Origin of the sequence: Pusillimonas sp., from assembly GCF_044464525.1 — a bacterium.
Lineage (GTDB): Bacteria > Pseudomonadota > Gammaproteobacteria > Burkholderiales > Burkholderiaceae_B > Pusillimonas.
The window spans coordinates 48372-62991 of sequence record NZ_JBIQLE010000010.1 but is presented as its reverse complement, the minus strand read 5'-3'; the positions used below and the strand labels follow the sequence as shown (position 1 = coordinate 62991).

The following is a 14620-nucleotide window of genomic DNA, read 5'->3' as shown; positions in this document are numbered from 1 at the left end:
GCCATCTATACAGCTTATATGCCCCACCAGCCGCGCGGGTTGAATAGTTAACGATCCCGCCCTGGATGCTTGCTTTCAATCCAGCGCAAAACAATCAGTATGAACAAAGCCAACACCGTGGCCATGATGGCGGTAACCTCGCGACCAAGCGCCACGGTAACGCCGATTGCCGCCGCCATCCAAATCGACGCAGCCGTCGTCAGGCCCTTGATGATGCCTTCTTGATCCAGCTTGATGATGGCGCCCGCGCCCAAAAAGCCGATACCGGCCACAACGCCTTGCATCACGCGGCTGAGGTCTGCCACTTCCATGCCGCTTTCCAGCGGGGCAAGCACGAATACGGCCGCGCCTAACGCCACCAGCGTATGAGTGCGAAGACCGGCCGCTTTGCGCCGCTGCTCGCGTTCGTAACCGATGAGCCCGCCCAGCAGCACGGCCATAAGCAAGCGCACGGCGATGCGGGTGGCATCGGCCATGTCGCCAACGTCGGAAAACTCTTGCGCCAACGTCGACCAGATGGTTGAAAATGCATCGTGCATTATCGGGAGTGGACCCTTTCGATGTAATTAACCCGGCCGTACCAAGTGGGCATCCGGCACAGCAAGGAAGTTGGTCGTTACCATTGTAATGACACTTTTAGCCAATTGTTAGGACAGAAAAACGCAATGCCGTCCACCCCAATCGGATAAGACAGCTTCTGCAAGCTGATCGACTTGATCGCGCTATTTTTAGCTGCCACGTGCCTTAACTTATTTCATCATCGACGGCAGCCAGAGCGAGATGGACGGCACGAATACGAGCAGGGCAAGGCGCACGATATCGACTAGCCAAAACGGCGTTACCCCGCGGTAGATAGTGGCCGTGGAAACGTCCGGGATTACCGCTCGAATGATGAACACATTCATGCCTACCGGTGGCGTGATCAGGCTGATTTCCGTTACCACGACCACCACAATGCCAAACCATATAAGCACCAGTTCGGGCGGCATCATAAAGCTCAGATCCAATGCTGCGATGATCGGGTAGAACACTGGCACGGTGAGCAAGATCATGGACATGCTTTCCATGACGCAACCCAGCACTAGGTATGACGCGACAATCACGAGTATGACGAGCAACGGTGAGAAGCCATGTGCCAAAATCCAATCCGTCAGCAACAGGGGAGTCTGGCTCATGTTGATCATATTGGAAAACACAATGGCGCCGATCAGCACAGCGAAAACCATGCCAGTGGTGCGTGCGGTGTCAGTGAGAATGTTAAAAAACATTCGCCAAGTCAATGATCTACGCGTCAACGCGATCACAAGAGCTCCAGCGGCCCCGATGCCAGCCGCTTCGTTTGGTGTGAAGACGCCGCCGTAGATACCGCCAATGACAAGTAAGAACAGCGCTCCGATAGCCCATACGTCTTTAATCGCACGCAGGCGCTCGCGCAGAGTCTGGCGGCGGCCCGGCGGCCCGGCTTTAGGGTCTATCAATGTCACCACCATAATGGCGAACAAATACAGGACGACGGCCAGTATGCCCGGTAACAGTCCAGCAATAAACAACTTACCGATGTCCTGTTCAGTCATGAGCCCATAGATGATGAGGATCACGCTGGGCGGGATTAAAATACCCAGTGTGCCTCCGGCCGCGATCGACCCACCGGCCAGGCTGGGCGAGTATCCGTACTTCCGCATGGACGGCATGGACACCTTGGCCATGGTGGCGGCGGTAGCGAGGCTGGAGCCGCAAATCGCACTGAACCCGCCACAGGCCAGGATAGTCGCCATGGCCAAGCCACCGCGATAATGGCCCAGCAAAGCGTACGAGGCCGCATACAATTGTTGCGACAACCCTGCCTGGGTAATCAGGTTGCCCATTAGGATGAACAGTGGCACGACCGCCAAGCTATATGTCAAGCCAGTTTCATACGCGGTGTTGGTCACCATGGCCGCTGCAGCGCCCCAATTCACCAATAGCCCGAAGCCTGCAAAACCGACCAAGCCCATAGCGAAGGCAATAGGCACCCGCAGCCCCATCAGCGTGAATAACACGACGAATCCAAGCAGAGTGGCGGTCATGGTAGTGTGTCGTCCGAAGTTGCAGCCGACGCATGCTCGGTGCTAGACACCGCTGTTTGAGCACGAGACATCGACCGTCCACGCAGCGCTTGCATCAACATGATAAATGCTGCCAGGGCGCTCATGGCGCACATCAGCCAGGCCAATGGTCCCATTGGGATGAGCAGGGCCGCCGTGACATCACCGTATTCCATCGCCTCGCGCGCCTTGCCTGCCAGATGCCATGCCAAGAAGGCCATGCAACCTGCGCACAACAGGGCCACCACGCGCTCTTGCACGATTGCCGCGTAGCCTTTGAACAGATGCTCAAGAAGATCAACGGCAATGTGCTCACGAGCTAGCGATACAAGTGGCAGCGTGCAGAACACCAAGCCCGCCAGCAATACTTCAGTAATTTCAAATGACCCCAACACTGGGCGATTAAATATATACCGTCCAAACACGTCGACGACGGTCAACAACATCATGCCGCACAACACTAAAGCTACTGCCATGCGCAACCATTGGGCTGCATGATCTATCAGCCCGTCGAGCAAGGAATAAAGACGGCCTGTCATGGCTTGCGGCTCTCAATTTCAGCCGAGATCTCCATTGCTATACTGCGCAGCTCGTCAAGTGCCTTCCTGCCATCGACGCCTCGTTTTTCAGCCTGTTCGACCCAGCTTGCCTCAACCGGCGACGTGCGCTCGCGTATAGCGTCCAACAAGCCATCACTGGCAGTCTGCACCTCGATGTTATGCCCCTCCATATGCTCGAAGGCATTGGCTGCCATCTCGTCGAACGAGCGCCCCGCCATACGCGCGTAATTCTCACCTGACAGACGCATTATGGTGTCCTGATCTTCTTTGGTCAGACCGCGAAATTTTTCTTCATTCATAATGAAGAAAAACGAAGTGTTGTACAGTCCACCGGGTATTTGCGTGGAATGCGCGATCACACTCGATAGCTTGAACCCTTCGATGGAATCATTGGTAAACAGCACACCGTCGGCCACCCGATTGGCAAGAACCTGATATACCTCCGAAGCCGGTTGCATCAGCGGGCTGAAGCCAAGTGCCTGCGCTACTTCGTTGACGATACCGCCACTTACTCTCATCTTCTGCCCTTGCAGGTCTTCCATCGTCGTCATAGGACGCATGGTATGAAAGATATGGCCAGGCGTATGAGTGTATACGCTTAGTACTTGCACCCCGCGATGCTCGCCAGCCTGCTCAAAGTACTTTTTGTAGATGCGCCAGTACGCAGCCGCCACTGCCTCGCCATGGTTGCCAGTGAATGGCAGTTCCACCGCCTTAGAGAGTTCAAAGCGCCCTGGCTGGTAGCCATGCACGCCGTAGGAAATGTCAGCTTGGCCCTGTCGCACAACGTCGAACGCGGCCGCGGGGCGTCCCAAGGCTGCAGGCAAAATAACGACCTTGACGCGCCCCTCGGTTTCTCTTTCGACGCTTTCGGCCCATGGTCGGAGCACCCTGGACATGAAGAAGTAGCCGGGCGGGAGCCATGAGGATACCGTCAACTCGGTGGTGGCTAGAACCGGCGCGTTTGGGCCCAATGCACCGCCTATAGCCAGCGTGGCCAAACTCAACCATTTTTTTATTGTGAACATAATTGCGCCCTGTGACTTTTATAATTGCGTCCTGTGACTTTTGTTCTAGTCCGCCGAACGGTTCGCTTACTTTTTCTATTGAGCCAGTTCTGCAGCAAGCGTGCGTAACTCGTGCAATGCCTGCTTGCCATCGACGCCACGCTTCTGTGCTTGCTCCATCCAACCGGCCTCCACTGGCTCGGAGCGCTCACGGATGGCACTCAATAGGGTGTCGGAAGCGGTTTGTACTTCGATGCCGTGCGTCTTCATGTAGTCAAATGCAGTCTTGGCGACATCGTCGTAAGAGCGGCCCGCCATGCGCGCGAACTCTTCTCCCGACAAGCGCATGACAATGTCCTGGTCCTCCTTAGACAGACTTTGGAACTTATCTTGGTTCATGATGAAGAAAAACGAAGTGTTGTACAGCCCACCCGGTATCTGTGTGGAGTACTTGATTACGCTGGACAGCTTGAAACCTTCGATGGAGTCGTTGGTAAACAGCACGCCATCGGCTACCCGATTAGATAGAATTTGATAGACCTCTGAAGCTGGCTGCAGCAACGGGCTGAAGCCGAGCGCCTGTGCCACCTCGTTGACAATTCCACCACTGACCCTCATTTTCTGCCCTTGAAGATCTTCTATTGTGGTCATGGGCCGGGACGTATGAAAGATGTGACCAGGCGTGTGGGTGTATACGCTCAGCACCTGTACGCCGCGGTGCTCGCCAGCCTGCTCGAAGTACTTTTTGAAAATACGCCAGTATGCGGCAGATATCGCCTCGCCAGAGTTACCAGTGAACGGAAGCTCCACCGCCTTAGATAGCTCGAAGCGGCCGGGCTGGTAACCATGCACACCATAGGAAATATCCGCTTGGCCCTGACGCACCACATCGAATGCGGCAGCAGGGCGGCCCAGCGCTGCGGGAAGGATGGTGATTTTTACACGGCCTTGAGTCTCTTGCTCGACACTTTCCGCCCAAGGGCGGAGCGCCTTGGTGACAAAGAAGTAGCCGGGCGGCAGCCAGGACGATACGGTTAGCTCCGTCACCTCTCCGCCTATGGCCGGCGCGCCCGCCGACAGTCCCATTGCCAGACTGGCCATACCCAGCCACTTGGTGATCTTATACATGGTTGTCTTCCTCCATATTGTCGAACGTATTGTCGAACGGCTACATGCTTGGTTACTTAGTTGCGTGGCGCATAGGCCACCGCCTTGATCTCTACGACAAGCCCTGGCCTCGCCAGGCCCGCTACCTCGAGAATGGTCCAGGCAGGAGCGGGCTCCTCGGACACGTATTCGCGCTTGATTTGCGTGAACTGCGCGAGCTGATCGGCGAGCCCGACGTGGTAGGACACCAGCTCGATCAGATCGTCAAAGCCGACACCAGCCCCGGCAAGCACAAGCCCCAAACGCTCAAACGCGCAGCGTATCTGAACCTCTACATCCTCGGGAATGCTGCCATCCGGCGCCAGACCGATTTGGCCAGATATGTATATGTAATCACCACCGCGCACAGCGGCCGAATAGCCGAAGCATTCGAAAATGGTTTGTTTGCCATCGGAAGTCAGAAATTGCGGATCCGTGGGGTTGTATGCTTGCTTCATCCGTTACCTCATCCAGTTCAAGTACATGTCATATGCGGGTACCCTGGGGCAATTCGATTCCCAGTAGGAGCTTGCCGTACAGTTCACCTATTGGTTCGGGTTGAAACAGAAAATGTGTGCTCATGGCATGTAGATCACGGAACAGCCGCTCCATGGTTGCGCCCTGCGGCAGCAGCGAACCGCCGCATGCCGTGAACATACGTTGCGCACTTCCGACGGCCATCCGCAATGCCAGCACCATGCGCATGCGCATTGCCGCGCGATCCGCAGTATCGAGCCCAGCACCTTGAGCCAAGGCTTGCTCCATGCGGCGTGACTCCAGCAACAGGCTGTCGCACAGCAGTTGGATAGTGGCGGTACCTGTAGCCAGATCTATCTGGGACACCGGTTCGTCGATCTGCCTTGTACGCGTGGCGGCCCGCACCCGGTTTCCGACCAAGCGACGGAATTCATGCGCCACACCACTAGCCACACCCAGAATTGCCGCAAGACCCGACAACATGAAAAGTTGATTAACCGGGCTGGCATAGATCGCCGCGCCATTGCGAGAGTCTTCGTGCCGGCCGCCCTGCTGTATCACCTCCCACGGCATCCAGCGATGCTCGGGCACGAACGTTCCATCGAGCCACACGTCTTTACTGCCCGTACCGCGCATGCCCAGCACCTGCCAGCTGTCGTGGTCGACCCCGAACTCGCTGCGAGGCACCAGCACGACATGCGGCGTCACTTGCGAACCGCAGACCTGCGGAACATCTACCAGCAGTGCCACCCAGCTGGCGACGTCTATGCCCGACGCATACCGCCAATGACCAGACAGCTGCAGCCCTCCGTCGCGAAGCTCGACCTTTACGTCTCGCCCAACACCGCCTGTCAACACCGGTACGATCACCGGCTGCGCACCGCCGAAAACCTCAGCCTGCGCCTCATGGCTGAATTTCCCGAGCATGAGAAGGTTGGCACTGCCCAGGCCGGAGATCCAGCCGCAAGAAGAGCAGCCTTCACCCACCGCCAGCACCGCTTCCCATATGTGATCCAACGGCAGACCCAGCCCGCCATGCTGCTTGGGAATAGCGACACGAAACAGCCCTGTTTCGGTCAGCCGCTCGAGTACGTCGGATGGAATTCGACGTTCGGACTCGATGCGGCCCGCCTGCTCGCGCAACCACGGAACGATCGCGCTTACTGCCTTAAGTGTTGGGTTTTCACTGCCTTCCCGCACCCGGCTCATGATGACATCCATATAAAGTGACCTTACACTTGCTTGACGCTGAAATCGATGAATGGGGATACTATATGTGGCAACATGCATGGTCATCGGTATACCGAGATACCAACAAATATTCCCTTTCACCGGTCCCTTCCAATCGATGCTATGGCAACTGAGCACGGCACTTGGCGCCTGCCTACAGAGCAAATCACCCTGCTCATGGAACACGCTCACCTGGGCCGGGAACGTCGTTACCGCGCCGGGCAGGTCTTGTACGAACAGGGAAGCCATACGCTCGGCTTTCATCTCATACGCTCCGGTATGGTTCAGGTGTCCATGATCACCGCCGATGGGCTGGAACTGATCCTCGAGCTCATGGGCCCGAACACTGTCCTGGGCGAGGGTTCAGCTTTTCCAACCACACAAAAATTCTCGCGCGCGCTCGCGCTGTGCGACACTCAGACTATCGAATTCACCTTGCCCGACATGACGGCGGTATTTCGTGACCATCCCGCTTTCGGCGCCGCTTTATTCGAGATCAGCAGCCAGAAGCTGGCCATCATGATGAGCCGCTTCATACGCTTGGCTTCACGCAAGCCTGAAGACCGAATCCTAGAGCTGTTCGAGCGCCTGGCACAGCAACTCGGCCAGCCTCATCCTGAGGGGCTGCTAGTTGACATTCATCTCACCCATGAACAAATTGCTGCGATGACAGCCACCACCCGTGTCACGGTAACGCGCACGCTGCAGCGTCTGAAGCGCACAGGGCACATTCGGGAGTGCGCTGGGAAGCTAGTACTTACCAGCAAAGCCAGGGCCTATTAAGTCGTCAAGTACTTGAAGTCGATTGCATGGCATCGCGTGGAGTACAGCTAAGCCATTGCATCCTCGGGAACCTAGGGCTGGAGCTCAGCGGGCTGAGTTGCATAGCCACCCTGAAAGTACATCAGGGGCGGATTCACCGCTGACGGACCCGACATGCCTATAACACGCCCTACCAGTAAATCGTGGTCACCCAGCGGCATGCTATGAGCCAACTCACACAAAAAAGACGCATTAGCCTCACGCACTCGCCAATAACCTTCTTCCCAAAGCAATTGGTCCAACGCGCCCGACGAAGGTTTGCCCGCAAAATGGCGCGAGATATCCTCTTGCCGATGTGTTAGCAGATTCACGCTGAAGCATCCCGCGTTATTGATTGCCTGCGCGGTCCGGCTACCACGAGCCGCACAAAATGACAGCAGCAAAGGCTCAAGGCTGACGGAACTTAGCGAGTTGACCGTCATGCCGACAGGCTCCGACGCTTGGCCAGCCAGGCATACCGCCACCCCCGTGGGGTAACGTCCAAATAAACGCCGATAAACTTGTGTAGCGTTGTAATCACATAACATAACAACTCCCGAAGGACAGAGGCGGCTGGCAGAAGCAGCCAGCCTACATCCCTTTTTTATATGCGAAAGCACCCACCGGTTCAGTATCTGCGGGCACAATCGCAGACAAACGATTGACGGAAGTTCGCGTGTAGCCCCCCATACGCCGCACGTGACCACGCAGCAGGTCCACGAATGCACTGGTGGCGCTAGAGGCGGAGCGCCCATTTATCGAGTACAGACACACTTCTCGGTAAAACACAGGCGCTTCAATTGGCACCATACGCAATCCGCTCGCGGCCACCCAGTCAGCTGCATAGGTGGGGCATGCGGTTAAGCCCAATCCCGCAGCAACCATGCCTATGGCGGTCGTCATATATGAGACCTCCATTTGACACTGCTCGAGCACTTGACGCCCAGCGAGGTCCAACTGCGGCAATAGGCGCCTCAAGAAGTCATGCGTGGGCGAGATAAAAGGTATGTCCCGCAAATCCTTCCACGTCACGCAACCGCGATGCACCAGCTTGTGGTCAGGTGGACAAACCAACCAATGGCGATCGCGAAACAGTGGCTGCCGGATTACGCTGGCGTGCTCGCCCCCATCGTCTGGCCCCACGGCAATATCCACGTCGCCACGCTTGACAACGTCGAGCAGAGCCTCGGGCACAGTATCGACCACCTTGATGTCGATACCCGGATGACGCTGGCGATATTGAGCTAGTATTTTTGGCAGCAGCACATAGGCCATAAGAGGCGGAGCCGCTACACGCAACATGCCCCGCCGCAACTCTCGCAGCTTTCCGACTTCCGTCAATGCCGTGTGTAAGTCCCCCAGTATTCGCTGAACCGTAGGCAATAGCTCTGTGCCCGCCTCGGTCAAGGTGACGCGACGTGTGTGGCGATCGAACAAAATCACACCCAGATCACGCTCCAGCTCGCGGACCAGCACACTAAGCGCCGACTGCGTCAGGTGCATCTGAACTGCCGCTCGCGTGAAGCTACCGTACTGCGCGACCAGAACGAAGGCGCGCAACTGACGTAAGGATGGATTCATATAATTTTTTCATTAATCAATAAACAAAATTCGTTTGAATTATATGATGACCTGTCTTCTAATGATTTAGAAATATAAAAGCGACCTCGACAGGAGTACTTCCATGACCAACAGCCCGGACCTGCCTATGCCGCCGATACAAAGCCTGCACCACTTTGCCTGGCGATGCCGCGACGCAGAAGAAACCCGGCATTTCTATGAAGACCTGCTGGGCCTCCCTTTAGTACACGTCATTGAAAATGACCATGTCCCCAGCACCGGCGAATACTGCCCTTATGTGCACATTTTTTTCCAGATGCGCGATGGCTCATACATTGCCTTTTTTGACTTGGGTGACAACACTGTCAGCGCGCCCCCTGGCAATACACCAGCGTGGGTCAACCACTTGGCGCTGCGGATCGACACCCGCACGGAACTGCTGGCAGCCAAAGCTCGGCTTGAGGCTGCAGGCGTGCAAGTCCTAGGCATTACTGACCATCACATAATCGAGTCGATCTACTTTTTCGATCCGAACGGCATTAGGCTTGAATTAACGACACCCCTTGTCTCGGAAGAGACCATGGAAAGCATGGCCCAGCACGCTCATGAAAAGTTGGCCAGTTGGACGCGTCGTAAAGCCTGCATTAAGCCAACAGCAGCTGTGACGAACTCATAGGCATGGGCATGCATAACCTTCCCGAAATGCGCCTTGCCGTCATCGACGTCAAGCCCGGTGCTGCCATGGAAAGCCAATCGGGCTTGCAGATGCTGCACCCTCGCATCTATGGCGCCTGGCGCGAGCCCACAGGCTCCCGTCGCGTAGCGGCCATCATCATGCATCCGACCAGTAATTTCATGGGGCATTACCTCATCGCCCCACTGGCCCAACGCGGCGTGGCCTGCATGGGGCTGAATTCACGTTACGCGGGAAACGACACGCTGCTGCTAATGGAGCGAGTCATCCAGGATCTAGGCGCCGGAGTACGTTATCTGCGTGAACGAGGCTATGAACGTGTGGTACTTATCGGCAATTCGGGTGGAGCCGCATTGGCTGCCTTTTATCAGTCACAAGCTGAACAGCTCACAGCACACCAGTTTCCGCATGGCGTTCCTACCCACCTGCATCCCGACGACCTACCCCCGGCAGACGGGATCGTGCTTTGTGCCGCCCACTTGGGGCGCTCCCGGCTGTTGCGCGACTGGATTGACCCCTCTGTTACCGACGAACACGATCCTCTGTCGCACGACCCCGAGCTCGATATGTACGAGCCGCGCCATCAGGTTCCCTATGCACCAACGTTCTTAGAGCGATTTAGTGCAGCTCAGGCCAGCCGTATCGCACGCATAGAACAATGGGTGCTTCGACGGCTAGAGCTCTTACGCGCAACACCGGGCGCCCCCGACAACCAAGTGTTCCTCATACATCGTACCCATGCTGATCCACGCTGCCTGGACCTAACTCTTGATCCCAACGATCGTGCCCCCGGCAGCGTCTGGGGTGATGCGCGTGCGGTCAACTATGCAGCAAGCGCCATGGGGCGTACAACTTCCCTTACCGCTTTCCTGTCGCAATGGTCGTCTTATTCGCAGGCCGATGGCCCCGATAATTTGGCCCGCACCTCAGTGCCCGTGTTGCTGCTTACCTATACCGCCGATCAAAGCACTTTCCCAAGCACGCGAGACGCATGGCGACATGCCGGCGGCGCACGCATACGCAACGTCGACATCCCTGGCGGCAACCATTATTTGCACGGGCAGCCCGACCTGATTGAGCTCGCCGCCGACGAAATTACGCAATGGGCGCTGAACCTTTCTATTTAATGAGCCTGCTATGACTATTCCTTCACCCGCCACACCAGCGTTTGCCTCAGCTTCCGACACGCGAGAACAACGGCCGCGCATCACCCAACTGGCCAAGGGCGTCTACGGCTATATCAGTGACTTTGACCCCAACTGCGGGTTCATCGTCGGCAACGAATCGGTGGTGCTGGTGGACACTCGCCCCACGCCTCGCATGGCGCGAGACTTTCTGCTCGACATAAGAAGCGTAACTGATAAACCTGTGAAGTACATCGTTTTGACGCATTACCATGCGGTAAGAGTCATGGGCGCCAGCGCATTCGGACCCGACGCCACTATCATCGCCAGTCGCGGCACACATGATTGGATCGTAACGCGCGGCCAGGCTGACTTCGAATCAGAGGTCGATCGGTTTCCACGCTTATTCCAGGGCGTTGAGGAAATCCCTGGACTGGTCCTGCCTGATATCAGTTTTACAAAAGAACTCACTCTCTGGCTGGACGAGCGCGAAATTCGCCTCAGCTGCCTGGGCCGAGGTCATTCACAAGGCGATACTGTAGCCTACCTGCCCGATTGTGGTGTCATGTTCTCGGGCGATCTGGTAGAGAACCGTTGCGGCGTATATGCTGGCGATGCCTATCTACACGACTGGAGCCAAACACTGCACGCTGTCGATGCGATGGCGCCGACAACGCTGGTGCCCGGCCGGGGTGCAGTGCTGCAAGGCTTGGACGCCTGTCGCGAGGCCACGGCCTCAACCCGCAGTTTCATAGAGGCGTTGCTTTCTAACGTAAGTGCCGGTATCGAAGCAGGCGAGGACCTACGCGCCTGCTATGTCCGTACCGACACCGCCATGCGCCCCATCTTTGGCGAGTGGCCTCTATACCAACACGTGCTGCCCTTTGGCGTTTCTCGCGCATGGGACGAACTGCATGGAGTGGAACACCCCATAGTCTGGACCGCGGAACGCGACCAGACTTTGTGGCAGATTTTACTGGATGCACCAAAGGCTCCAGCAGCAACGTCTGTAACGTAGCTACCCCGAGTTTCGCAACCCCGCAGCAATTCCGTTGATGGTCAGGTGGATGGCGATCTGAATCTCGCTTTCAAGCGACTGCTTTTCGCGACGGCTGCGAGACTTGGTTCGCAAGCGGTGCAACAGCTCAACCTGCAGCCGGTTAAGCGGGTCAACGTAGGCAAAGCGTTCGTCCAGGGCCGAGCGCAGCGGCTCATCGTTGGCCAGCAGTTCGTGGCCCGCAACGCTGCGGAACATATCGAGCGTCAGGTCGAACTCTTGCCGGATGCAGCCGAAGAAATAATCGCGCAGGCGCTTGTGGGGGACCAGCTCGGCATAGCGCTGGGCAATATTCATGTCGACCTTGGCCAGCACCTGTTCCATATTCGAGAGCAGTATTCTGAAGAATGGCCAGGAAACCGCCATGTCGCGCAGTAACTGCAGACGCTGTTCGCGTTCGGCAGGGGCGCCCTCGCAGCCTTGCTCGATGTACTGCGACAAGGCCGTTCCGACCCCGTACCAGCCGGGCAGCAGCAAACGGCATTGAGCCCAGGAGAACCCCCAGGGTATGGCACGCAAGTCTTCGATTTTTTGACCCGGCTTGCGCGCGGCGGGGCGAGACCCGATATTAAGGCCGGCAATTTCAAGTATGGGAGTCGAGGCGAAGAAATATTCGGCAAAGCCAGGCGTGTCGTAGACCAGGCTGCGGTAGGCATGCTGCGCCGCCTCTGATACGAAATGCATGGTGTCTCCGAAGCGGGCCATGTTGTCGTGCTCTGCCCGCACCGCCGACCGCGCGGGCGTCAGGCCCGCCTCGAGGGTGGCCGCCACCAGCAGTTCAAGATGGCTGGTGCCAACCTCGACATCTTTGTACTTGGCTTGAATAACCTCACCCTGCTCGGTAAGACGTATTTGCCCGTCGATGGTGCCCGGGGGCTGGGCCACGATGGCATCGAAGGTAGAGCCGCCGCCGCGCCCGACCGAGCCGCCCCGGCCGTGGAACAGGCGCAAGCGCGTGCGCCGCGCCTTGAACACTTCCACCAAACGGCGTTCGGCACAATAAAGCGTCCAGTTGGATGTCAGGTAGCCGCCGTCTTTGTTGCTGTCTGAATAGCCCAGCATCACTTCCTGCACGCCGGCCTGGTCCTTTTGTACACGGTCGGCTACCTCGGGCAGGCCCAACCATGCGTCCATGATGTCAGGCCCGCATTCAAGGTCGGGGATGGTTTCAAACAGCGGCACCACCATCAAGCCGCCGCCGTTGTGGCGCGCCTGGCCCGGCGGGGCGCAAAGGCCGGTCTCTTGCTGCAACAGCAACACTTCAAGCAAGTCGCTTAAAGTTTCAGTGTGCGACACGATTACCTGCTCGATAGAGCGGGCGCCGAAGCGGCGCCTGCACTGGGCGGCCATGCGCCATATGGCCAGTTCTTTTTCGGTCTCGTCTGAATAGCGCAACCAGGGCGACGCCAACGGCCGGGGCTGGCGGATCTCGCGGCGCAGCAAATCGATGCGCGCGGCCTCATCCAGCTTGGCGTAGTCAACGGGCTTACCGCCGTGCTCGATGCCGGCGGCGCAAAGCAGCTCGGCAATGACCCTTTCGTTTACATCGGAGCTTTGGCGCAGGTCGAGCGTGGCCAGATGGAAACCGAACACAGCGACCGCCTGCCGCAGTTTATCGAGGCGCAGGCGCGCAACCAGTGCGCCGTTATGGCCCTGAAGCGATTCAGCCATAATATCCAGGTCGCGGCGCAAAGCCTCGGGGCTGTCATAAGGCTCGGCGGCGTACGTGGGGAACATGGCCAGCGATCGCCCCAACAGAACTTGCGCTGTGGCGGCAACGCGCGCATAAAGATGAATGCACACCCGCCGATAGGGCTCGTCGGTGCGGTGAGCCGATGTATCACCGCTCTGCGCCGCCAGCCCGCACAATTCAGCCGAGGGCTTGACCATGGCCAAAGAAAGAGAAAGCTCGGTGCCCAGCACCTTGAGCTCGGTCAGGTAGTGCTCAAGCGCGCAAGCGCTTTGCTTGAGCAGCGCCTGTTCCAGCGCCGAGGCGTCAACGTTGGGGTTGCCGTCGCGATCGCCGCCTATCCAGCTTCCCATCCTTAGAAACGGCGGCAACATGCGCACATCAACGTCGAAGACCGACCGGCGCACTGGATGCAGCCTATCGGAAAAATCCTGGTACAGGCGCGGAATGGCTTCAAGAAAGGTGCTTCGATAGTACGAGATCGCGTTGTCGATTTCGTCAAGCACCGTCAGCTTCTGCTGGCGCAACATGCGAGTGTGCCACATGGTGCCCACCAAGCCCGCCAGGCGCTGCCTGACGCGCTGCCGCTCGATGTCCGTCAGGGCCTCATCGCACAAGGCCAGCTGTTCGGCAATGGCGCGATGCAAATCCAACGTGCTTTTACGCTGCACCTCGGTGGGGTGGGCGGTTAATACCGGCGCAATGTGGGCGGTTTCAAGATAGCGCCGAATACGCGCCTTGCCCACGCCCCGGCCGCGCAAGGCGTCCAGCGTGTGCGCAAGACTGCCATGGGTGGGCTCTGCGCTGACCAGCTCGTGGCGGTGGCGGCGCTGAACCAGGTCTCGATCTTCGGCAATATTCGATAAATGCAAAAAATAGCCGAACGCCCGCGCCGTTTGGGTGGCCTGGCCGTCCGTCAGTCTTGCAATCTGGCGTTCAAGCGCACGGCTGTCGCGCATATTTCCCTCACGCCTAAGCCGTACTGCCACCTGGCGAAGCTTCTCCACCACATCGAAAGCACGCTGCCCTTCGCATTCTTTGATCACTTCGCCCAGCGTGCGCCCCAACAAACGCACGTAGGCGCGCAGAGGCGGAACATCGGAATCAGTGAAGAAATTACGTGCTGCCGGAAGCTGTCTCATAAACCCATCCTTATCGTTATCCGCGCTAATTGTGCTGCGCAGCAACAA

At 57.6% G+C, this 14620-nt stretch carries 14 protein-coding genes; 4 read left to right on the top strand and 10 right to left on the bottom strand.

All coding sequences use genetic code 11. From position 1 onward, the window contains the following. Positions 1–47: 47 nt before the first annotated feature. The 7 genes from ACIY1O_RS07620 to ACIY1O_RS07590 form a co-directional block, all read right to left on the bottom strand. Positions 48–539 (bottom strand): MgtC/SapB family protein, encoded by a 492-nt coding sequence (locus ACIY1O_RS07620; protein ID WP_397474494.1) that lies wholly within the window; start codon positions 537–539, stop codon positions 48–50. A 210-nt stretch (positions 540–749) separates the two neighbouring features. Then, positions 750–2066, bottom strand: coding sequence for a TRAP transporter large permease (locus ACIY1O_RS07615; protein ID WP_397474493.1), 1317 nt, complete (start codon positions 2064–2066; stop codon positions 750–752). Further along, the gene (locus ACIY1O_RS07610) at positions 2063–2623 is read right to left on the bottom strand and encodes a TRAP transporter small permease (RefSeq protein WP_397474492.1); all 561 of its coding nucleotides are present in this window, start codon (positions 2621–2623) and stop codon (positions 2063–2065) included. Before ACIY1O_RS07610 ends, ACIY1O_RS07615 begins: the two co-directional genes overlap by 4 nt. Continuing rightward, entirely contained in the window at positions 2620–3672 is a 1053-nt protein-coding gene (locus ACIY1O_RS07605; protein WP_397474491.1) for a TRAP transporter substrate-binding protein, read from the bottom strand. The genes ACIY1O_RS07610 and ACIY1O_RS07605 overlap by 4 nt, the downstream gene beginning before the upstream one ends. Before the next feature lie 75 nt (positions 3673–3747). Further along, on the bottom strand, positions 3748–4779 hold the full coding sequence (locus ACIY1O_RS07600) for a TRAP transporter substrate-binding protein (protein WP_397474490.1): 1032 nt from the start codon (positions 4777–4779) through the stop codon (positions 3748–3750). A gap of 56 nt (positions 4780–4835) precedes the next feature. Beyond that, a complete protein-coding gene (locus ACIY1O_RS07595; protein WP_397474489.1) occupies positions 4836–5255 on the bottom strand; it encodes a RidA family protein in 420 nt (139 codons plus the stop codon). Positions 5256–5283: 28 nt separating this feature from the next. Then, a complete protein-coding gene (locus ACIY1O_RS07590; RefSeq protein WP_397474488.1) occupies positions 5284–6495 on the bottom strand; it encodes an acyl-CoA dehydrogenase family protein in 1212 nt (403 codons plus the stop codon). Between the two features lie 132 nt (positions 6496–6627). Between ACIY1O_RS07590 and ACIY1O_RS07585 the strand changes: the two genes are divergently transcribed. Further along, the gene (locus tag ACIY1O_RS07585) at positions 6628–7287 is read left to right on the top strand and encodes a Crp/Fnr family transcriptional regulator (RefSeq protein ID WP_397474487.1); all 660 of its coding nucleotides are present in this window, start codon (positions 6628–6630) and stop codon (positions 7285–7287) included. A 71-nt stretch (positions 7288–7358) separates the two neighbouring features. Here the strand turns inward: ACIY1O_RS07585 and ACIY1O_RS07580 are convergent, their stop codons facing one another. Both ACIY1O_RS07580 and ACIY1O_RS07575 read right to left on the bottom strand, forming a co-directional pair. Continuing rightward, complete coding sequence (locus ACIY1O_RS07580) at positions 7359–7853, bottom strand: flavin reductase family protein (protein ID WP_397474486.1); 495 nt, start codon at positions 7851–7853, stop codon at positions 7359–7361. Between the two features lie 43 nt (positions 7854–7896). Beyond that, entirely contained in the window at positions 7897–8886 is a 990-nt protein-coding gene (locus tag ACIY1O_RS07575) for a LysR family transcriptional regulator (protein ID WP_397474485.1), read from the bottom strand. A gap of 103 nt (positions 8887–8989) precedes the next feature. Here ACIY1O_RS07575 and ACIY1O_RS07570 point away from each other — a divergent pair, with 103 nt between their 5' ends. Genes ACIY1O_RS07570 through ACIY1O_RS07560 form a run of 3 tightly spaced genes read left to right on the top strand, consistent with a single transcriptional unit; the run spans position 8990 to position 11701 of the window. Continuing rightward, the gene (locus ACIY1O_RS07570; protein WP_397474484.1) at positions 8990–9541 is read left to right on the top strand and encodes a VOC family protein; all 552 of its coding nucleotides are present in this window, start codon (positions 8990–8992) and stop codon (positions 9539–9541) included. Positions 9542–9549: 8 nt separating this feature from the next. Then, positions 9550–10686, top strand: a complete 1137-nt coding sequence (locus ACIY1O_RS07565; RefSeq protein WP_397474483.1) for an alpha/beta hydrolase — start codon at positions 9550–9552, stop codon at positions 10684–10686. A gap of 10 nt (positions 10687–10696) precedes the next feature. Continuing rightward, positions 10697–11701 carry an MBL fold metallo-hydrolase gene (locus tag ACIY1O_RS07560; protein ID WP_397474482.1) on the top strand — a complete coding sequence of 335 codons (1005 nt, stop codon included), beginning with the start codon at positions 10697–10699 and terminating at the stop codon, positions 11699–11701. Here the strand turns inward: ACIY1O_RS07560 and ppc are convergent, their stop codons facing one another. Further along, positions 11702–14572 carry a phosphoenolpyruvate carboxylase gene (gene ppc, locus ACIY1O_RS07555; protein ID WP_397474481.1) on the bottom strand — a complete coding sequence of 957 codons (2871 nt, stop codon included), beginning with the start codon at positions 14570–14572 and terminating at the stop codon, positions 11702–11704. Between the last annotated feature and the right edge of the window lie 48 nt (positions 14573–14620).

What these genes read in the sequence shown, in the direction of transcription:
- ACIY1O_RS07620 (WP_397474494.1), bottom strand. Translation starts at nt 539, where the DNA reads ATGCACGATGCATTTTCAACCATCTGGTCGACGTTGGCGCAAGAGTTT.
- ACIY1O_RS07615 (WP_397474493.1), bottom strand. Translation starts at nt 2,066, where the DNA reads ATGACCGCCACTCTGCTTGGATTCGTCGTGTTATTCACGCTGATGGGG.
- ACIY1O_RS07610 (WP_397474492.1), bottom strand. Translation starts at nt 2,623, where the DNA reads ATGACAGGCCGTCTTTATTCCTTGCTCGACGGGCTGATAGATCATGCA.
- ACIY1O_RS07605 (WP_397474491.1), bottom strand. Translation starts at nt 3,672, where the DNA reads ATGTTCACAATAAAAAAATGGTTGAGTTTGGCCACGCTGGCTATAGGC.
- ACIY1O_RS07600 (WP_397474490.1), bottom strand. Translation starts at nt 4,779, where the DNA reads ATGTATAAGATCACCAAGTGGCTGGGTATGGCCAGTCTGGCAATGGGA.
- ACIY1O_RS07595 (WP_397474489.1), bottom strand. Translation starts at nt 5,255, where the DNA reads ATGAAGCAAGCATACAACCCCACGGATCCGCAATTTCTGACTTCCGAT.
- ACIY1O_RS07590 (WP_397474488.1), bottom strand. Translation starts at nt 6,495, where the DNA reads ATGGATGTCATCATGAGCCGGGTGCGGGAAGGCAGTGAAAACCCAACA.
- ACIY1O_RS07585 (WP_397474487.1), top strand. Translation starts at nt 6,628, where the DNA reads ATGGCAACTGAGCACGGCACTTGGCGCCTGCCTACAGAGCAAATCACC.
- ACIY1O_RS07580 (WP_397474486.1), bottom strand. Translation starts at nt 7,853, where the DNA reads ATGTTATGTGATTACAACGCTACACAAGTTTATCGGCGTTTATTTGGA.
- ACIY1O_RS07575 (WP_397474485.1), bottom strand. Translation starts at nt 8,886, where the DNA reads ATGAATCCATCCTTACGTCAGTTGCGCGCCTTCGTTCTGGTCGCGCAG.
- ACIY1O_RS07570 (WP_397474484.1), top strand. Translation starts at nt 8,990, where the DNA reads ATGACCAACAGCCCGGACCTGCCTATGCCGCCGATACAAAGCCTGCAC.
- ACIY1O_RS07565 (WP_397474483.1), top strand. Translation starts at nt 9,550, where the DNA reads ATGCATAACCTTCCCGAAATGCGCCTTGCCGTCATCGACGTCAAGCCC.
- ACIY1O_RS07560 (WP_397474482.1), top strand. Translation starts at nt 10,697, where the DNA reads ATGACTATTCCTTCACCCGCCACACCAGCGTTTGCCTCAGCTTCCGAC.
- ppc (WP_397474481.1), bottom strand. Translation starts at nt 14,572, where the DNA reads ATGAGACAGCTTCCGGCAGCACGTAATTTCTTCACTGATTCCGATGTT.